Here is a 19,185-nt window from a genome sequence, read left to right as displayed (position 1 = left end):
CCCAGACGGCACCGACATTTTTCGGCCCTCAGCAGCCGGGCGGTGGCCGGATGATGTTCGACCAAGCCCTCCAAGGCCACCCCAGCTGGCTCGACCTCGCCGGCCCGAGCCCCCGCACCACCCCTCGCGAGCTGAGTGTCTCCCGCTGGCACGCCGACGCGGACGCCGGCGACGAGCTCCTCCTCGACGCCTGCACCGGTCCCACCCTCGACGTCGGCTGCGGCCCTGGCCGTCTCGTCGCCGCCCTCCTGGCCCGCGGTGTCCAGGCACTCGGCGTCGACGTCTCCCCGGAAGCGATCCGCCGCACCACCGCGCGCGGCGGCCTCGCGATCCGGCGCGACGTGTTCGACCTCCTGCCCAGCGAAGGGCGCTGGCACCACGTCCTGCTCGCCGACGGCAACATCGGCATCGGCGGCGACCCGGCGGCACTTCTGCGCCGCGTCCGGCAACTGCTCAAGCCCAGCGGAACCGTCGTCGTCGAGGTGGAGCAGCCCGGATCCGGGCTCACGGTCGGCCACGCCCGCGTGCGGACCGAGGGCACGCTCGGCCAGTGGTTCCCGTGGGCCTGGAGCGACGCCGAGTCGGTGCCGGCCGACGGGTTCTTCCTGCTGTGGCAGGCAGAACGCGCCGGACGCTGGTTCGCCTGCTGGGAGAAGCTGTGAGATTCCGGGCCCCCGCCCACCACACGGGCGTGACCAGCCGGGTCGGCACGTGGCTCGGCATCACGTTCGGGCTGTGCTTCGTCACCGGACTGCTCAGCCACGGCGTCCAGCACGACTGGCCGTGGCCGACCCGGCCCGTCGACCTCTACCGGGTCACCCAGGGCGTGCACGTGATCTCCGGCGTCGCGTCGATTCCCTTGCTGCTGGCCAAGTTGTGGACCGTCTACCCCAAGCTCTTCGAACGACCGCTCGTCCGCAACGTGCCGCACGCCCTCGAACGCGGCTCGATCTTCGTGCTGATCGGGGCGTCGTTCTTCGAGCTGGTCACCGGCCTGTTCAACGCCGCGCAGAACTACCCGTGGTCGTTCTACTTCCCCACTGCCCACTACGCCGTGGCGTACATCGCGATCGGTGCACTGCTGCTGCACATCGCCGTGAAGATCCCGGTGATCCGGCGCTCCCTGGAACCCAAGTCGACCGAGAAGACCATCCTGTCCCGCCGGGCTTTCCTGCGCACGACCGCGCTGACAACGGGCGTGGCGGTCGTCGCGACGGCGGGCGTCACGGTGCCGTGGCTGCGCAACATCTCGGTGCTGGCGTGGCGTTCGCCAGGTGCACTGCCCGTCAACCGCACGGCGAAGGCCGCGAACATCGTGGTGCCACCGGACTGGCGGTTGCAGGTCGGCACGAAGAGCTACTCGTTGGCGGACCTCAAAGCCATGCCGCAGACCACGGTCGAGCTGCCGATCGCCTGTGTCGAGGGGTGGAGCCAGAACGCGACGTGGACCGGCGTGCGGATCGCCGAGCTGGTGCCCCGGGGCGACGTCAGGGTCGAGTCGCTGGAGCAGGAGGGGCTGTACCGGGCGACGACGCTGCCGGAGGCGTTCGCGCAGGATCCGTTGACACTGCTGGCACTCCAGCTCGACGGCGAGGAGCTCAGCCCCGACCACGGCTACCCGTGCCGGCTCATCGCCCCGAACCGGCCAGGTGTGTTGCAGACAAAGTGGGTCACCTCGTTGGAGGTCCGGTGAGGTTCGCAGTCGGCGCACTGGGAGTCGGATTGGCCGCGTGGGGCGCCTGGCTCCTCCTCCCCCAGATCACCATCGAGTTGCTGGTCTGGCTGGCAGGCGGCGTGATCGTGCACGACGTCCTGATCGCCCCACTCGTCGGAGCGTCCGGCCTGATCGTCAAACGAGCATCGATCGGCATCGGACTCGTGACCACCGGAATCCTGGGCGTCCTGGCGATCCCGTTGCTGTGGCGCCGGCACAGCGGCGCGGTCAACCCGGGCCTGCACGACCGCGACTACCCCACCGGAGTCGCGGTCGTGCTCGCCATCACCTGGGCCGCGGTGGCCCTATACGAGGTCGCGGCGCACCTTCAAAAGCGTCGCCACACCGACAAAGACCACCACGTGGCCAACGAGGAACAGGGCCGCGGTAGTTCCGCTCAGGTCGGTCAGCACGCCGGGCGCACCGGATCCGCCGACGGCACCGGCCAGGTTGCCGGCGGAACCACCGGGCAGGACCTTGGTCAGGTCCTCGACCGGCCCGAGCAGGGAACCCACGCCGCGCAACAGGTTCTCGGTGACGATCGCCCACATCAGCCCGAGCCCGACGGCCAGCGCGGGCCCCTTGGTGACCACGCCGAGGAACACGCCGAACCCCGTCCACATGGCGGCGATCAGCAGTGACGCGCCCAGAGCCTCGAACACCCCGACACCGGGCCAGCTCCAGTCCCAGCCCTCGACCGACGCCACCGTGATCGCCGCGCCGAGGTTCACGAAAAGAGTCAGCGCCACCAGGATCACCACGATGATCGCCAACGCGCCGAGCGTGCCCGCCATCGCCGAGACCCGGCGCGGACCGGCGGTCAGCGTGGTCTTCCAGGTGCCCCAGCCGTAACCGCTGCCCACCGCCAAAGCGGCCAGCACCAGGATGATCGCGCCGCCGAACATCGGCAGGCCGCGCACGACGGCCGCGCCCACGTTCTCCGGCTGCATCGAGCTGATCAGCTGCTGCTGCGAGAGGTCACGCGTGTTCGTGCCGCCGTTCAACGCGAGGTAGTTGAACAGGTAGCCGAACGTCAGCGTCATCACCAGCCAGACACCGATCAGCACCCACGTCGCCGGCCACTTCCACAGCCGCAGCAGCTCCGCCTTCACGCTGCCCATCACGCCGCTCCCGTCATCTCGAAGAAGACCTCTTCCAACGTCCGGCGCAGCGGCCGGACCTCCTGCACGTCCACGTCGGCGTGCACCAAAGCCCGCACCAGCGCACCCGCGTCCGTCTCGCGCACGTGCAGCACATCGCCGTGCAACGAGCTGCCCTCGATCAGCACGTGCGCCTTCTCGATCGGGTCTGCGCGGATCAGCAGCACGGTGTCGCCGCGCAGCTGCTCGACCGTGCTCTCGGCGACCAACCGGCCCTGTGAGATCACACCGACCCGGTCGCAGATCTCCTCGACCTCGCCGAGCACGTGGCTCGACAGCAGCACCGTCTGCCCCTGGGCCGCCAACGCGCGCACCAGGTCGCGCATGTCGGCCATGCCCGCCGGGTCGAGGCCGTTGGTCGGCTCGTCCAGGATCAGCAGCTCCGGCTCGCCGAGCAGGGCCGCGGCGACGCCGAGCCGCTGCTTCATGCCGAGCGAGTACCGGCGGAACTTCTCGTTCGCCGCACCCACGAGGTCGACCTGTTCCAAGGCCGCTTCCACGTGTGTCTTGTGCACGCCGCGCCGCGCCGCGTGCACGCGCAGGTTGTCGCGGCCGGACAGGTACGGGTAGAAACCGGGCCCTTCGATCAGCGACCCGACCTTGAGCAACGCCTTGGGCGTGCCCGGTGTCTCACCGAGCACCCGAGCGGTTCCGCTGGTCGGCTTCACCAGCCCCAGCAGCATGCGGATCGTGGTCGTCTTGCCCGCGCCGTTGGGACCGAGGAACCCGTAGACCTCGCCCCGCCGCACGGACAGACTGACCTCGTCCACCACGGCGCGGTCGCCGTAGCGCTTCGTCAGCTTCTCCGTCGTCACGATCATGGGACCAATCGTGTGCTCGCCGGGCGTCCCGGTCGTCCGCTGCGGAGCGTCATGAAGATACGCACATCTGCGTACGCGCCCGGTCGTATGGTCAGCACCATGCGGATCAAATGGCAGGACATGGCGCTGACCGTGGCGCTGCTGTTCTTCGGCCTCGCCGGCACGCGGTTCGCCGCACGCCTGCAGAACGGGGTCTCCCTCGACGTGCTCGCCTACGTGCTCATCACGGTGGCGGCCACCGGCCTGCTGTTCCGCTCGGTCCGTCCGCTGTGGACGTTCGGCATGACCACCGTGGCCATCGCGGTGTACCTGGCGATGGGCTACCCGTTCGGCCCGATCCTGGTCAGCGGCGTCGCGGCGATGTACGCGGTGGCCGTGTACTCGACCGTCGAGCTCGCCGCCGGATGCGCCCTGCTCTACGCGCTGGCGATCCTGCCGTGGTGGAACGACACGGTGACGTCGTGGATCACCTGGTCGGCGGGCTGGATCCTGCTGCCCGCCGCCGCGGGTGTGCTGATGAAGCTGCGCAAGAAGTCCGTTGTGGACGTACGCGAGCGAGCCGTGATCTCCGAACGGCTTCGGCTCGCCCAGGAGGTCCACGACGTCGTCGGCCACGGTCTCTCGGTGATCGCGATGCAGGCGGGCGTGGCGTTGTACGTGCTGGACAAGGACCCGGCGAAGGCCCGCGCGTCACTCGAAGCGATCCGCGACACCAGCAAGGAAGCTCTGGACGGTCTGCGGTCCGAACTGGACACTCTGCGCGGCGAGGCACCACTGCGCCCGACGACGTCACTCGCCGACATCCCGGCGCTGGCCACCCGGATGCGCGAGGCCGGGTTGGAGGTCTCCGTCGAGGTGCAGGACCTGGAGCTGCCCGACAACCTGCAGCTGGCCGTCTACCGGATCGTGCAGGAGTCCCTCACCAACGTGCTGCGCCACTCCTCCCCCGGCGTCACGGCGTCGGTCCGCGTCTACGCCGTGCGCGGTGAGCTCGTCGTCGAGGTCGCCGACAGCGGCACGCCCAAACCGTTCACCGAAGGCCATGGCATCACCGGCATGCGCACCCGCGCCGAGAGCTACGGCGGCACCTTGGAGGCAGGTCCGCGAAACGACGGCTTCGCGGTGATCGCCCGGATACCGTTGCCGTCATGATTCGCGTGGTGGTGGCCGACGACCAGCCGCTGGTCCGGATGGGACTGCGGACGTTGATCGAGACCGAGGACGGCGTGCAGTTCGCCGGCGAGGCCGCGGACGGCCGCGAAGCCCTGTCGCTGATCCAGTCGGTCAAGCCGGACGTGGTGTTCCTGGACATCCGCATGCCGCTGCTGGACGGTCTCGAAGTGCTGCGCCGCGTCTCGGCCGATCCGTCGTGCGCGGACGTCCGGATCGTCATGCTCACCACGTTCGACCTCGACGAGTACGTCTTCGAGGCGCTGCGGACCGGCGCGTCCGGCTTCCTGGTGAAGGACTCCGACCCCACCGACCTGCTGCGCGCAGTGCACGTCGTCGCCGACGGCGGGTCGTTGTTGTCGCCGTCCGTCACGCGCCGGGTGATCGACCGGTTCGCGTCCGGCGCCTCCGCCCGGCCCGTGCCGCACCTGGACAAGCTGACCGAGCGCGAACGGGAGATCATGCGGCACGTCGCGTCCGGCGCGTCCAACGACGAGATCGCGGCGCGGCTGGTGATCTCGCCCGCGACGGTGCGCACGCACGTGTCGCGGGCGATGGTGAAACTGGGCGCACGCGATCGCGCCCAGCTCGTCGTGTTCGCGGTCCAGTCAGGCCTGACGTGACTCGAACGCGGCCTTGAGACCCTGCGCGACCTCCGGCGGGATCGAGTCGTAGGACCGCGGCGGCTGCGGGTCGTACTCGATGCCGACCTGCACGGCCTGCGCGACCATCTCGCCGAACTCGGCCTCGACCAGCCGCAACGCCATGTCGATGCCCGCCGACACACCAGCGCCCGACACGACCTTGCCGTCGAACACGACTCGGTCCTCGGACACCTCGACGCCGCGCGCGGTCAGGTCCTCCCGCGCGGCCCAGTGCGTGGTCGCCTTCGAGACCAGCCCGGCCTCGGCGAGCAACGTCGACCCCGTGCACACCGACGTCGTCCACTTCGTCGTCGGGTGGACCTCCTGCAGCCACTCGACGACGCCGCCGGAGTCCGCGAGCAGTTCCCTCCAGTGGCTGGAGCCCGGCACCACGACGATGTCGGTGGACTTCACCGAAGTGAACGTGTCCGTCGGCACGACTGACAGCCCGTTGTCGGACTTCACCGGATCGAGCGACGCGGCCACGAACCGCGTCGAGACGACCGGCACCGAGCCGAGCACCTCGAACGGGCCGACGAAGTCCAGTGCGGTCATGTTCGGGTAGAGCACGAACGTTGCTTCCATCAGGCAACCCCAGTTGTCCGGAAACGGGCGCGGTAGCTGCCCGGCGACACGCCGAGCACGCGCAGGAAGGCCCGCCGCAGGGTCTCGGCCGAGCCGAAACCGGAGGAGCGGGCGACGACGTCCAACGAGTCACCGCTCGAAGCCAGCCGGTCGGCGGCCGCCTCGACGCGGGCTCGTTCGACGTAGACGGCGGGCGAGACGCCCACGTTGCGCGAGAAGACGCGGGCGAAGTGCCGCACGCTCATCATCGCCTCGCGCGCCATCACCGGCACCGTCCACTCGCGGGTCGGGTCGGCGTGGATGTCGTCGAGCAACGCGCGCAGCGAGTCGTCCGACACCGGCCGCGACCGGGTGTGCACGCTGAACTGCGACTGGCCGCCGGACCGCTGCAGGAAGACGACCAGGTACTGCGCGATCCTGCGGGCGAGCCCTGGGCCGTGGTCCTGCTCGACCATGGCCAGCGCGAGATCGATGCCCGCCGTCACCCCTGCCGACGTGGCGACCTGCCCGTCGCACACGAAGATCGCGTCCGGCTCGACCTCGACCCCGCGGTTCGCCAGCTCGCCGGTGAACGCCCAGTGCGTCGTGGCCCGCCGTCCTTCGAGCAGCCCGGCGCCTGCCAGCACGACGGCGCCCGTGCAGACGCCCGCGACCCGCCGCGACTTCAGCGCGAGCCGCCGCAGGTTCGTCGTGAGCACCGCGTCCGCCGCGGCCTCGTCGTAGCCCCAGCCGCCGACGACCAGCAGGGTGTCGATCTCGCGGTCGAGCGTGCGCAGGTCCGCTCCTGCCTCGATCCGCACCCCCGCCGTCGCGGTGAACGGGCCGCCCCCGAGCGTGGCCACCGTGACCCGGTACCGGTCGGCCCCGTAGTTCGCTGCTTGGAACACCTCGACGGGTCCCGCCAGGTCCAGCAACGCGGTGCGGTCGTAACCGACCACAACTATTTCCCTCAGATTCCCCACACCTCCACTTTCCCCATCAGCGGTGATGGCGGCAACGACTTATCCCCCTCGCATTCGGCCACCCACCGAAACGGACATGCGGCGTTCGACGAACTGCCACACTCGATCGGTGAGACTCGTCGTCCAAATCGGACTTTCGTACGTGCTCGGCGTGCTCTTGACGCTCACCGCGGGATGGGTGCTCGCCATCGCGTTCGGGCTGCGTTGTGCTCGCGCAACCTGTGGGCGGCGCTCGCGGGCGCGGGCGGGGCGGTCGCGCTGTGGTTCGCGATTCCGTTCTCGGTGTTCGGACGGTGGGACGCCATGTGGTCTGGCCTGCACTTCTGAAGTTGGCGGCGCCGGTAAACTGGCTCGCGATGCGCAAAGCCCTACCCCTCGCGATGATCGGCCTGCTCACGATCCTGCTGGTCGTGAGCGACCACCCGTTCCCACCGCCCTCGGAACCGGACCGCGAGTCGAGGACCGCGGTCGTGGCGCTCGGCGACAGCACGATGTCCGGCGAGGGCGCCGGCAACTACGAGCCCGGCACCAACGGCGAGGACGGCGGCAACTGGTGCCACCGCTCGCGCGACGCCGAGATCGCGAAGGCCACGATCGAGGCCGACCAGAAGATCAACCTGGCCTGCTCCGGCGCCAACTCCGACAAGCTGCGCAACGAGCAGCTGCCGCAGCTGCGCAAGATCGCCGGGTCGAACCGCGTTGTCGCGATCGTGGTGGCCATCGGCGCGAACGACGACCCGCGCTTCGCCGAGGTGCTCAACAAGTGCTTCGAGGCGTGGGGCAAGCGCAGCGACTGCACGTCGTCGGTGGCGCAGGAGTGGTCCAAGCGTGTGCGCAGGATGATTCCCAAGGTCGAGAACACGCTCAACGCCATCCGCCAGACCATGCGCGACTCGAGCTACCTCGACTCCGACTACCAGCTGGTGGTCCAGTCGTACGCGGCGCCGGTCTCGCCGAAGATGCCGAAGTCGCTGCAGAACCTGTCCGGCTGCCCGCTGCGCAGCACCGACCTGGAGTGGGTCGTCGACGAGGCCGTGCCGGAGCTGTCGAACGGCCTGCGCACGGCCGCGGAGAAGGTCAACGCCCGGTTCCTGGACCTGGCGCGGGCCGGCGAGGGCCACGAGGCGTGCGCGAGCAGGCCGGACAACGAGTGGTTCACCCGGCTGACCGTCGACTGGGACGGCCTGAAGGACAACAGGCGCTCGTCGCACGCGTTGCAGGAGTCGTTCCACCCCAACGCCCTCGGTCATGAGCAGATCGGCCGGTGCCTCACCGAGTTCCTGGCGACCGACAAGCGCGACGGCGCGTGCGTGCCGCGGCTGGACGGCTCGCTCGGCCTCACGACGGAGAACTGACCCAGCGCTTCAGCTCGGCGCGCGGCCAGCCGGGATCGCCGTCGCGGGCGAACCGGGCCCACGCTCGGGCGATGTCGCCGCGGAACATGTCAGGGACGTCCGCGCCGTGATGGGCCGGGGTTCGCGCGTAGATCGACCGGAACGCGTGGCCGTGCTCGTCCGCGAGCCGCATGGTCGGTTGCTGGAACAGTTCGGCGTCTTCGTCTGCCGTGTGACACACCAGCAGATCCACGTCGTAGGGGCCTTCCAGCGGTGAACGCGGCAGCGTGTCGCCGTCCACGATCGGCTGGTACAGCACCACGTCCGGCTCGGCTTTCCGTTGCACCTCAACGGCTTCAGCGGGTGTGAAGAACCGTCCGGCCAGGCTGTGCGTGATCGCCCGGCGGAACAGGCCTTTGGCGGCCGGCATCACCATCAGCGACGCGACGGTCTGCGCTCCGGACGACTGCCCGGCGACCGTGACGTTGCCCGGATCTCCGCCGTACCGAGCGATGTTGCGCTGGATCCAGCGGAGCGCGGACACGACGTCGAGCAGGCCGCGGTTGTGCTGGACCCCTTCCAGGGCACCGTATCCGTCGACCGCGAGCCGGTAGTTGCAGCTGACGAACACCACGCCGAGGTCGGCCAGGACGTCACCCGCGTACTCGGGTTGTGCCGACGAGCCAACGGTGTTGGCGCCGCCGTGGACCCACAGCAGGACCGGACCGCCGGAGTCCACTGTGGACCAGACGTTCAACGTGTGGACATCGCCGAACTCACCGGTTGGCTCGCCATCGCAATCCACGGGTGGCTCGAAGCGCAGCGGACCCGACGGAGGTTCGGCGTACCGGATGCCCAGGTGAGGGCTGACCGGCACGCCGAACCGCGGTCCGACGTGCCGCATGCCCAGATACCCGGTCAGGCTTCCACCGTCACCTGAACCGTCGGCAGCACCCGCAGGTTCGCCGCCGCGCGTTCCAGCTGCGACAGCACGCTCGGCCGCAGCCCGGCGATCTCCTGGTCCGCCGCGGCACCGGCCATCTCCTGCAGCAGCACCTGCTGCGGGTGATCACCCTCGGCCTCGGCGACCGCCAGCACGCGGAACGCCGTGCCGGGCGGGAAGACCACGCGTTCCTCGGTGGCCACGGCGACGCGGTCGGCCACCTCGACCCGGCGGCCGGTGACCGACCACAGCAGGTACTCGGTGGCGCCCTCGACCCGCTGCGTCGGGTTGGCGATGGCGTCGAGCAGGCCGTGCTCCACCAGCACGTCGCCGCTGCGGTAGCGGCGCGGGCCGGTCGGGCCGCTCTGGCCCCACACCGCCGCCACACCGCTGTGCAGCGGCAGGCGGTTCAGGCCCGACACGATGCAAGCGACGTACGGGCGCAGGCGGCCGAGCCGGCCCATGCGGAGCGTGTCGACGACCATTTCCTCGTCTTGCGACACGCACGCCAGCAACGCCGTGAGGTCGGTCACCATGGCCTCGAACGCGGCCGGGTCCTCCTCCGCGTCCGGACGTTGCGCGAGCAGGCGGCAGACCGTCGCCGCGTGCACGCCGTAACGCTCGCCCAGAGCGCGGCGGACGGCGTCGCGTTCCAGGTCCGAGCTGCTGTGGTCCGGCAGGATCGTCTCGCGCTCACCGTTGCTCTGGGCCGGCAGCTCCCAGGACGCCAGCGGCTGCATCGGCAGCGGGCCGTCCACCCGGAACCGGACCGCGGCCGCGTCCGGGTCGGACGACGGGAACGCCGCCTCTTCAGCCTCGGCCACGAGGTCCGCCGACACCGTGACGGTGGCCGTCTCGGACGGCGGGATCGCGGTGTAGGCGGGCTCTGGCTCGGCCGGGGTGACCGCAGCGAAGAAGCCGGTGCCGTTGCCGGACGAGTCGCGGCTCGACAGCGCCTGCGCGGCCGCACCCAGCGCGGCGGCGACCGCGGCGGGGCTGCCGGTGGTCTGCGTGCCGAACGTCGGCTGAGAACCGGTGTCGGACGCGGCGTGCGCAGGCGCGGCGTGCTGCGGAACCGGAGGCGCCGGCGGTGGCGGAGGTGGCGGCGGAGACACGTTGGCGTCGCAGAACACGACACGCAGCAGCTTCCGCACCTCAGGCTCAAGGCGCTCCACGAGAGCAGCGCCGTGCACCGCGACCGCACCAGGCGTAGTCCGCCCCGGCGTGCCCACGGTCAGACGCGCCCACTCCGGGTCAACGGGCTGAGAACGCACCTCAGACGCGTTGTACGGCTCGTCGTGCTCACGCACCCACAGTCCAGAGGGCACGACCTCGAGCACAACGCCGTCGCCGAGAGCGAACACACCGGGCGAGGCCTCAGCGAGTCCCTGCACGGGCGCCCGGTAGCCGGAAACGACCGGCACGGACTCGTGCGGCGAGCACTGCACCTCGGTGACGAACGGCCGCCACGTCTGCTGCCCGCGCGGGTCGACCGCGATCACCGCGGGCCCACCGGTGCGCAGGTTGCCCACCGGCAGACCGGTGAACATCGCGATCGGCTCGCCCAGCTGGTCCGCGACCAGCTGCCCGAGCGCGGCGTCGATGCCGTACGGCACGAGCCGCACGCGCGACCGGGCCGCCTGGGGCAGCGCGGTCAGCAACCGGACGACCTCGTCGGTCGGGATCGCCGACTGGCCGGGCCCGCCGACCACGACGGTCAGCACGTTCTCGCGGCACGGCAGCGCCACGATCGGGCGCGAGTCCTGGGCGGCCGGGTCGAACGGCGGCTGCTGAGCGCGCAGCCACAGACCGGCCGGGATGGGCTCGGAGATGCCGATCTCGCCCGTCGGCCACGGCGAGTTCGGGTCCATCGCCTCCCACTGCGGCACCGGGAAGCGGCGGCCGAACGGCATCGGCGACGCGTTCGGCTGGAAGCGCACCCAGCTGCCGTAGCCCTGGGTGCCCACCACGAACGCCGCACCGGGCACGGTGGTCAGCACGCCGTCCGGCGCCACGACCTCGGCCTGGAGCTGCTCGGCGAGCCACTGCGCGGGCGCGGTGGGACGCATGGTGCCCGCGTGCGAGACCGCGAGCCGGATCGGACCACGACCGCTGAGGGCGGTCACCACGTGCGGCCAGAAAGTGCTCTGGTCGCCACCGGGGAAGTCCACCACGACCACGGTCCGGCCTCGGTCGACCGGAAGGGTGCGCGCGAGGCCGGACGCGGCCTGGCTCGGCCCTTCAGGTGCGGAAACAACGAGCGTCGCGCCGACGAAGTTCGCCGCGAACGGCGTTCGTTGCGGCAAGGGCTCCGGCGGCGTCACTGCTGCCGGTGGCTGCTCGACGGGGTACAGATCCGTGTTCGTCGCAGGGCTCGAACTCTGGGTCTGTGTTTGCTGGTCGCCATGGGCGGCGGCACGTCGGCCCATCAAGCGCCTGATCACCTCCGTGCCATCCCGTTCACTCGCCCTTTCGGCTTAATCGGGCAACGGTCGTGCACGCTATCAAGGCGCTGCGCACTCGCGTCACCCAGTCGGGTTATTTGGTTTCATCCGATCGAGACCCACACGGCACGCGCTCGTCCGCACACACCGTGCGGGCCGATGATCGCTGATGCCGAGTAGGCCTTGCGTCCGTCCCGGCCAAGTTCCCACGCGAGGAGCACGTGGTCCACGCCCAGTTCCACCGGCTGCTCCACCTGGGCGACAAAAGTGCCGAGCACGAACGCCGGACCGCCGTCCGGAGCCACGGGCTGTGCCGACGGGCAGTCCAGCGCCGCCCAGACGATCTCCGGCAGCACGTGCTCGCCGTCGTTCGGCAGCAGGTCGGTCGGCCGCCACACCCCGGCCCACTCCGGGCGGTCGTCCAGCGGGCCGAGCAGCGCGGCGATGCCGTCCTCGCGACCGGGACCGCACCCGAAGCACGTCGGGAACGGGTGCTTGTCCCGCCACGGCACCTTCGCGGCGGCCTTCCGCGCCTCGTCGATGCTCGGAGCAGCGGGAACGTCGAGGTCCAGCGTCGCGGGCTCGGCGGAGGCGATCACCGTGTCGCCGTCGAGCAGGTCACCGCCGCGGACCTCCAACTCGCGGTCGAGCGGCACGGGCTTGCGCAAACGGACACTCACCACCGGCGCGCCGACGTGGGCGGCGAGCAGGCCGGCCGAGTAGCCGCCGTTGCCCATCCCGGGCGGCCCGTTGAAGCGGCTCGCGATCTTCACCGTGCTCATCACAGGGCCTCCGCGTAGACCCACTGGCCGTTCTCCCGGACGAACCGGCTCCGCTCGTGCACGACGCCCCCGACGTAGTGCGCGCGGAACTCCACGACGCCCTCGTTCTGCAGCAACCCGCCGTTCTCAGTTGCCAGAACTTCGAGCTTCAACCAGCGGTCCGTCGCGTCGATCCCGGCGCTCGCGGGCCGGTGTGCGGCGGCCCACGTGCGCAGCAGGTAGTCCTCATCGGACACGGCGAAAGCGCTGTAACGCGAACGCATCAGCTGCTCGGCGGTGGCCGCGGTGCGGGCACCTGAGTGCAGCGCACCGCAACAGTCCACATAGGACTGACCGGTGCCACAGGGGCACAGTTTGTTGTTCACGCACACATTGTGCCTGGTGAACCCGTTAGAACCGATGCCGCACCGCGTACGTACACCCTGTCAAGACTGACTCGCGGGAGGCAGAGGAGACGGCAAGTGAGTGTCGAGAGCAGGACAGAGCTCGTACCGCTGCGCACGTGGTTCGGACTGCGGTGGCGCGGCTACGACCGCGACGAGGTGGACGACTACGTCTCCGAGCTGGAGGCCGAGCTGCGTCTGGTCACCGCGGACCGAGACGCGTCGGAAGCCAGGGCAGACGCGCTGGCCAGCAGGTTGATGTCCGTCCAGGAGGAGAACGCGGGGCTGCAGGACGGCCTGCACCGCATCTGCCTCACCCCGATCGACCCGAAGGGCCTGCCCGAACGGCTCGCCCGCATGGTCGCGCTGGCCGAGGAAGAACGCCGGGAAGTGATCAGGGACGCCCAGCTGAAGGCGTTGATGATCGTCGGTGAGGCGGAGCAACGCGCCCGCCGACTCGACGAGGAGGCCGCGGCCAAGCGCGAGGAAATTCGCGAGGACTTCCGGCTCGCCATGTCGGCCCGCCGCGCAGAAGCAATGCGCGCCCTGGCCGAACTGCGAAATGTGGCCATCGACGAGGCCGAGCGCATCATCGCCGAAGCCAAGGTGCACGGCGCACGAATCGACTGATCGACGCGGACGATCACAGAATTTACTTTTGTCCTGCCCATTGTCGCAGGCAGAGGGTGTTTGGCATTCGCCAGAAAGATCGTTTGAATTCAATTAACGAAGCCGGGCGGAGATACCCGAAGAATCTCCGCCCGGCTTCACCTATTCGTTATTCTTATTCGTCCACAATGGGTCTTGCACTCCATTGATTCGGAATGTTTCCATGTCTCATATGGACATGGGGAGTGTCACACCAATTGTCGCGTACCTCGTAGCGTGCCTCGGCTCAGCTCTCGGGCTGCTGTCCAGCGAACGCGCGCGAAACGCGGTCGGGGCACCGCGCAACGGCTGGCTGACGGTCGCCGCGGTGTCGATCGGCGGGCTGGGCATCTGGGGAATGCACTTCACCGCGATGCTCGGCACCTGGATGGGAGCCCAGGTCGGCTACGACATCCCGATCACGTTGCTGAGCATGCTGGTCGCCATCGTGGTCGTCGCCATCGGACTGATCCTGGCCCTGCGCCGCGACGGCGACGAACGCTTCTGGCCACTCGCGGCAGGCGGCCTGGTCACCGGCCTCGGCGTCGCCGCGATGCACTACACCGGCATGTCGGCGATCGTGATCAACGCCGAGGTCGGCTACGACACCACCACCGTGCTGGTCTCCATCGCGATCGCCGTCGTCGCCTCGATCGCCGCGCTGTGGTTCACCAGGGAGGTCAGCGGCCCGCTCGCCGTCCTCGGCGCCTCGCTGGTGATGGGACTCGCCGTCACCGGCATGCACTACACCGGCATGCACGCCATGAGCGTCACGCTGAACGAGAGCGCCTCGCTGATCGCCGACAACTCCGAGGAGCTGATCATGTCGTTGATCATCGGCGGCGCCGGGTTCAGCGTGCTCCTGGTCTTCCTGCTCGCCCTCACGTCGCCCGACGAGGAACGCCGCGAGGAAGCTGAGCTGCTCGAACGCGTGCTGCAGCGGGCCGAGTCACGACGACTCGGCCCGCGCTGACCTCCTGAACGGAGGGCTCAGTCCCGTTCGATCAGGTGCCCGACGACGTCCGGCCCGGGATGCGCGTGACCGGAGCCGTCCCGCCGGACGTCCACGTCGGGCAGCTCGACCGGCGACCCCTTCAGGTCCGCACCGGCCGGCCTGCTGCCGATCCACGCCAGCACCAGGTGCGACTCGCCCTTGAGGAACCGCTGCGACCGCACGCCACCCGTGGCCCGGCCCTTCGCCGGGTACTCGCTGAACGGCGTGACCTTGACGCTCTGCCCGGACGACGTGACGACCATCGGCTCGCCGTGCTCGTCGTCGTCCGTGCGGATCGCCCCGAAGAACACCACGTGCGCGTCGCCGCTCAGGTTGATGCCCGCCATGCCGCCACCCTTGAGGCCCTGCGGCCGCACCAGCTTCGCGTCGTAACGCAGCAACGACGAATCCGAACTGACGAACGCGAGCGTCTCGGTGCCGTCCGTGAGCCAGGTGGCGCCGACGACCTCGTCGCCGTCCTTGAGCGTGATGACCTCGAACTCGTCCGACCGCACCGGCCACTCCGGCTGGCAGATTTTCACCGTGCCGAGCTTCGTGCCGAGCGCGATGCCCGGCGACTCACCGGGATCGAGCGGCACGATGCCGATCACCTTCTCGCCCTTGTCGAGCGGCACCAGCTCACTCGCCGCCATGCCGCCGCTCAGCGACACCGTGCCGTTCTGCTCGGGCAACACCGGCAACGGCAGCACGTCGGTCTTGAACGCGCGGCCGAGGTTCGTGATCAGGATGACCTGCCCACGCGCCGTCGAGTGCACCAGAGCCGACACGGCGTCGTGCTTCACGCGACCGGCCCGGCGCTTGCCCTCGGACACCTCCTCCGACTCGGCCGCGGTGCGCGCGACGAGCCCGGTGGCGCTGAGGATGACCTGACACGGGTCGTCGGCGACCTCCAGCGGCCCGGCGGGCTTCGACGCCGCCAGCACCTCCTTGAGGTCACCGTCGATGAGGCTCGTCCGACGGTCGCCGCCGAGCTCCTTGGCAACGTTCGCGAGCTCCTGTGAGACGAGCTTCTTCAGCACGTTCTCGTCCTCGAGGATCGCGGTCAGCTCCGCGATCTCCTTGGTGAGCTTGTCCTGCTCGTTCTCGAGCTCGAGCTTGTCGTACTTGGTGAGGCGGCGCAGCGGCGTGTCGAGGATGTAGGAGGCCTGGATCTCCGACAGCTTGAACTGCTTCATCAGGCCGTCCTTGGCGGCAGCGGCGTTCTCGCTCCCCCGGATCAGCTTGATGACCTTGTCGATGTCGAGCAGGGCCACGAGGAGACCCTCGACGAGGTGCAGCCGCTCCTCGCGCTTGCGGCGACGGAACTTCGTGCGCCGCGTGACGACGTCGTAGCGGTGCTTGAGGAAGACCTCCAGCAACTCCTTGAGCCCGAGCGTCTGCGGCTGCCCGTCGACCAGCACCAGGTTGTTGATGCCGAACGACTGCTCCATCGGCGTCAACCGGTACAGGTCGGCCAGCAGCGCCTGCGGGTTCACCCCCACCTTGCACTCGATGACGAGCCGGATGCCGTTCTCGCGGTCGGTGAGGTCCTTGACGTCCGCGATACCGGTGAGCCGCTTGGACTTGTTCACCTCATCGGTGATCTTCTCGACGATCCGCTCCGCACCCACGCCGTACGGCAGCTGCGTGACCGTGATCGCCTGCCGGCCGCGGGAGCCTTCCAGGAGCCCGATCTCGACCTTCGCGCGCATCCGGACCACACCGCGCCCGGTCTCGTACGCCTTCCGCACCTCGTCGAGGCCCAGCAGGATGCCACCGGTCGGCAGGTCGGGCCCCGGCACGAACTCCATGAGCTTGTCGAGACTCGCGTCCGGGTGCGAGATCAGCCACCGCGCCGCCCCGACCACCTCGCGGAGGTTGTGCGGGATCATGTTCGTGGCCATGCCGACCGCGATGCCGGACGTGCCGTTGACCAGCAGGTTCGGGAATGCGGCTGGCAGCACGGACGGCTCTTCCAGCGAACCGTCGTAGTTCGGCCGGAAGTCGACCGTCTCCTCGTTGAGCTCGCCGACGAGCTGCATGGCGACCGGGGACATGCGGCACTCGGTGTACCGCGCCGCGGCCGGCCCGTCGTCCGGGGAACCGAAGTTGCCGTGGCCGTCGATCAGCGGCTCGTTGAGGCTGAAGTCCTGCGCGAGGCGGACCAACGCGTCGTAGATCGCCGTATCGCCGTGCGGGTGGTACTTGCCCATGCAGTCCCCCGTGACACGGGCGGACTTCACGTAGGCGTGCGTGGGCCGATAACCCTGCTCGTGCATCGAGAACAGGATGCGGCGGTGCACCGGCTTGAGGCCGTCCCGCGCGTCCGGCAGAGCCCGCGAGTGGATGACCGAGTACGCGTACTCCAGGTACGAGTCCTCGATCTCCGTCTTCAGCGAGTTGTCGAGCACCTGGGCGCCGGCCCGGTCGAACGCGGCGGGGTCGACCTTGGTCGTGGTTCCCTTGCGGCGTGCCATGACTTCGTTACTCCGTCTGTCTTGAAAAGGCTCAGAGGTCGATGGCCGACTGGTCGACCCGTGCGGACGACTCGATGAGCCAGTTGCGGCGCGGCTCGACCTTCTCGCCCATCAGCAGTTCCAGCGCGGTCTCGGCGGCGTCGACGTCGTCCATGGTGATGCGGCGCACCGAGCGCGTGGACGGGTTCATCGTGGTCTCCCACAACTCGTCCGCGTCCATCTCGCCCAGACCCTTGAACCGCGGCACCGGCGTGACGACCTGCTTGCCCGCCTTCTCCAGCTGCGCGACCTTCTGCTCCATCTGGCGCTGGGTGAAGGTGAAGTGCGTTTCGGCGTTGCGGCCGCGCGTCATCACCTTGTGCAACGGCGGCATCGCGGCGTACAGGCGGCCGTCCTCGATCACCGGCCGCATGTACTTGGCGAACAACGTGATCAGCAACGTCCGGATGTGGCTGCCGTCGACGTCCGCGTCGGCCATCAGGATCACGCGGCCGTACCGCATCTGGCTGATGTCGAACGTGCGGCCGGTGCCGGCGCCCAGGACCTGGACGATGGACGCGATCTCGGCGTTGCGCAGCGTGTCGGCCAAGGAGGCCTTCTGGACGTTCAAAATCTTGCCGCGCAAGGGAAGCAGCGCCTGGTACTCGGAGACGCGCGCCATGCGAGCCGAGCCCAATGCGCTGTCCCCTTCCACGAGAAACAGCTCAGAACGGGACACCCCGGTCGTCCGGCAGTCGACCAGCTTGGCCGGCATCGCCGCACCCTCAAGTGCCGTCTTCCGCCGCGCCGCGTCCTTCTGCTGCTTCTGCGTCAACCGCACGCGCGACGCGTCGACGACCTTCTGCAGCACGGTCTTGGCTTCGACCTTGGTCCTGCGGTCCTCGGTCCAAGCCCGCACCTGAGCGTCCACGATCCCCTGCAGCACCTTGGTGATGCCGGCGGTGGACAGCTCGTCCTTGGTCTGCGAGGTGAACTGCGGCTCGGGAATCCGGACGTGGATGACGGCCGTCATGCCCTCGAGCACGTCGTCCAGCGTCGGCGGGTCTTCCTTGGGCTTCAGCAGACCGCGGGTCTTGGAGATCGCGTCCTGCACGGCCTTCAGCACCGCGCGGTCGAAGCCGCGGCGGTGGGTGCCGCCGTGCATGTTGCGGATGGTGTTGGTGAAGCATTCGACGGTGCGCTCGTAGCCGGTGCCCCAGCGGAGTGCGACCTCGATCTCGGCCTGACGCTCCACTTTGGACCGCATCACGCCGTTCTGGTCGGCGGCGTTCTCGAAGTAGGTGCCGGAGCCGGTGATCACCAACGTCCCCGACACGGCCCGATCTCCGGACGGCGCCAGGAACTCGACCATGTCGGTGAGGCCGGACGGGTAGTGGAAGACCTCTTCGGAGATCGAGTCTTCCAGCGCCGTCCGCAGGACATAAGTCACGCCCGGCACGAGGAACGCAGTGTTGCGCAGCTTCTGGCGCACCACCTCGACGTCCAGAGCAGCGCCGTTCTCGAAGTAGCGGGCGTCGTGCCAGTAGCGGGTCGAGGTGCCAGTGGACTCGTTGCGCTTCATCTTGCCGGTGACTCGGAGGCCGGTCTGGCGGGTGAACTTCGCCTTCGGGCCTGGGCCGTCGAACACGCCGGGCACGCCGTGCGCGAACGACATCTCGTGCACCTTGCCGCCACGCCGCACCGTGACGTCGTAGCGGTGGGAGAGGGCGTTGACGGCGGAGGCGCCGACGCCGTGCAGGCCGCCGGAGGTCTTGTAGCCGGATCCGCCGAACTTGCCGCCGGCGTGCAGCTTCGTCAGCACCAGTTCCACACCGGACAGACCGGACTTCGCGTGCACGTCGGTCGGGATGCCCCGGCCGTCGTCGTCGACCTGGACGCTGCCGTCGGCGTGCAGCGTGACCACGATCTTGGAGGCGTGACCTGCCACGCCCTCGTCGGTCGAGTTGTCGACGATCTCGCTGAAGAGGTGGTTGATGCCCCGGCTGTCGGTCGACCCGATGTACATGCCTGGCCGCTTGCGGACGGCCTCCAGACCTTCCAGATGCGTGAGGTCGTCGGCCCCGTACAGGGTCTCTGCGGTCACGGGTATTTCTCCCTGGTTGTGTGCGGACTGCCAGCAGGGTA

The 19,185-nt window shown here is 69.4% G+C and carries 18 protein-coding genes; 8 read left to right on the top strand and 10 right to left on the bottom strand.

All coding sequences use genetic code 11. The features are described from left to right. The first annotated feature begins 50 nt into the window (after window positions 1-50). Together DI276_RS31080 and DI276_RS31075 are read left to right on the top strand one after the other, a co-directional pair. Entirely contained in the window at window positions 51-662 is a 612-nt protein-coding gene (locus DI276_RS31080) for a class I SAM-dependent methyltransferase (RefSeq protein ID WP_112269835.1), read from the top strand. Next, the gene (locus DI276_RS31075) at window positions 659-1,693 is read left to right on the top strand and encodes a molybdopterin-dependent oxidoreductase (RefSeq protein ID WP_232837042.1); all 1,035 of its coding nucleotides are present in this window, start codon (window positions 659-661) and stop codon (window positions 1,691-1,693) included. Before DI276_RS31080 ends, DI276_RS31075 begins: the two co-directional genes overlap by 4 nt. 326 nt (window positions 1,694-2,019) lie before the next feature. Here the strand turns inward: DI276_RS31075 and DI276_RS31070 are convergent, their stop codons facing one another. Together DI276_RS31070 and DI276_RS31065 are read right to left on the bottom strand one after the other, a co-directional pair. Next, a complete protein-coding gene (locus DI276_RS31070) occupies window positions 2,020-2,835 on the bottom strand; it encodes an ABC transporter permease subunit (protein ID WP_112269833.1) in 816 nt (271 codons plus the stop codon). Next, on the bottom strand, window positions 2,835-3,695 hold the full coding sequence (locus DI276_RS31065; protein WP_198681011.1) for an ABC transporter ATP-binding protein: 861 nt from the start codon (window positions 3,693-3,695) through the stop codon (window positions 2,835-2,837). The genes DI276_RS31070 and DI276_RS31065 overlap by 1 nt, the downstream gene beginning before the upstream one ends. A 99-nt stretch (window positions 3,696-3,794) precedes the next feature. On the opposite strand from DI276_RS31065, the gene DI276_RS51335 reads away from it, so the two are divergent. Together DI276_RS51335 and DI276_RS31055 are read left to right on the top strand one after the other, a co-directional pair. Next, window positions 3,795-4,847: a sensor histidine kinase gene (locus DI276_RS51335; protein ID WP_198681010.1), complete on the top strand. Its 1,053-nt coding sequence runs from the start codon at window positions 3,795-3,797 to the stop codon at window positions 4,845-4,847. After that, a complete protein-coding gene (locus DI276_RS31055) occupies window positions 4,844-5,488 on the top strand; it encodes a response regulator (protein ID WP_112269829.1) in 645 nt (214 codons plus the stop codon). Before DI276_RS51335 ends, DI276_RS31055 begins: the two co-directional genes overlap by 4 nt. Here the strand turns inward: DI276_RS31055 and DI276_RS31050 are convergent. Both DI276_RS31050 and DI276_RS31045 read right to left on the bottom strand, forming a co-directional pair. Then, window positions 5,474-6,094, bottom strand: coding sequence for a DJ-1/PfpI family protein (locus DI276_RS31050; RefSeq protein WP_112269827.1), 621 nt, complete (start codon window positions 6,092-6,094; stop codon window positions 5,474-5,476). The genes DI276_RS31055 and DI276_RS31050 overlap by 15 nt on opposite strands. Beyond that, window positions 6,094-7,056, bottom strand: a complete 963-nt coding sequence (locus tag DI276_RS31045; RefSeq protein ID WP_232837041.1) for a GlxA family transcriptional regulator — start codon at window positions 7,054-7,056, stop codon at window positions 6,094-6,096. Before DI276_RS31045 ends, DI276_RS31050 begins: the two co-directional genes overlap by 1 nt. Before the next feature lie 174 nt (window positions 7,057-7,230). Between DI276_RS31045 and DI276_RS50310 the strand changes: the two genes are divergently transcribed. Both DI276_RS50310 and DI276_RS31040 read left to right on the top strand, forming a co-directional pair. After that, entirely contained in the window at window positions 7,231-7,383 is a 153-nt protein-coding gene (locus DI276_RS50310) for a hypothetical protein (RefSeq protein WP_157985050.1), read from the top strand. Between the two features lie 29 nt (window positions 7,384-7,412). Further along, window positions 7,413-8,411 (top strand): GDSL-type esterase/lipase family protein, encoded by a 999-nt coding sequence (locus DI276_RS31040; RefSeq protein ID WP_112270028.1) that lies wholly within the window; start codon window positions 7,413-7,415, stop codon window positions 8,409-8,411. Here the strand turns inward: DI276_RS31040 and DI276_RS31035 are convergent. From DI276_RS31035 to DI276_RS31020, 4 genes are all read right to left on the bottom strand, one after another. After that, a complete protein-coding gene (locus DI276_RS31035; protein WP_112270026.1) occupies window positions 8,395-9,294 on the bottom strand; it encodes a carboxylesterase family protein in 900 nt (299 codons plus the stop codon). The two genes, DI276_RS31040 and DI276_RS31035, sit on opposite strands and share 17 nt — an antisense overlap. 14 nt (window positions 9,295-9,308) lie before the next feature. Beyond that, the gene (locus DI276_RS51330; protein WP_198681009.1) at window positions 9,309-11,657 is read right to left on the bottom strand and encodes a hypothetical protein; all 2,349 of its coding nucleotides are present in this window, start codon (window positions 11,655-11,657) and stop codon (window positions 9,309-9,311) included. 224 nt (window positions 11,658-11,881) lie between these two features. Beyond that, entirely contained in the window at window positions 11,882-12,559 is a 678-nt protein-coding gene (locus DI276_RS31025) for a hypothetical protein (RefSeq protein ID WP_112269823.1), read from the bottom strand. Continuing rightward, window positions 12,559-12,930 (bottom strand): YchJ family protein, encoded by a 372-nt coding sequence (locus tag DI276_RS31020; protein ID WP_408610594.1) that lies wholly within the window; start codon window positions 12,928-12,930, stop codon window positions 12,559-12,561. The genes DI276_RS31025 and DI276_RS31020 overlap by 1 nt, the downstream gene beginning before the upstream one ends. Before the next feature lie 90 nt (window positions 12,931-13,020). Between DI276_RS31020 and DI276_RS31015 the strand changes: the two genes are divergently transcribed. Further along, window positions 13,021-13,572: a DivIVA domain-containing protein gene (locus DI276_RS31015; protein ID WP_157985049.1), complete on the top strand. Its 552-nt coding sequence runs from the start codon at window positions 13,021-13,023 to the stop codon at window positions 13,570-13,572. Between the two features lie 217 nt (window positions 13,573-13,789). Beyond that, entirely contained in the window at window positions 13,790-14,563 is a 774-nt protein-coding gene (locus DI276_RS31010) for an MHYT domain-containing protein (RefSeq protein WP_198681008.1), read from the top strand. A gap of 17 nt (window positions 14,564-14,580) precedes the next feature. On the opposite strand, the gene DI276_RS31005 is transcribed toward DI276_RS31010, so the two are convergent. Next, window positions 14,581-17,061, bottom strand: a complete 2,481-nt coding sequence (locus DI276_RS31005) for a DNA gyrase/topoisomerase IV subunit A (RefSeq protein ID WP_112269817.1) — start codon at window positions 17,059-17,061, stop codon at window positions 14,581-14,583. A gap of 31 nt (window positions 17,062-17,092) precedes the next feature. Next, window positions 17,093-19,144 (bottom strand): DNA gyrase/topoisomerase IV subunit B, encoded by a 2,052-nt coding sequence (locus DI276_RS31000; protein WP_112269815.1) that lies wholly within the window; start codon window positions 19,142-19,144, stop codon window positions 17,093-17,095. Window positions 19,145-19,185: the final 41 nt, after the last annotated feature.

Origin of the sequence: Lentzea terrae (genome assembly GCF_003265345.1) — a bacterium.
Lineage (GTDB): Bacteria > Actinomycetota > Actinomycetes > Mycobacteriales > Pseudonocardiaceae > Lentzea > Lentzea terrae.
The sequence above is the reverse complement of the archived record's forward strand: the minus strand, read 5'-3'. Positions and strand labels throughout refer to the sequence as shown.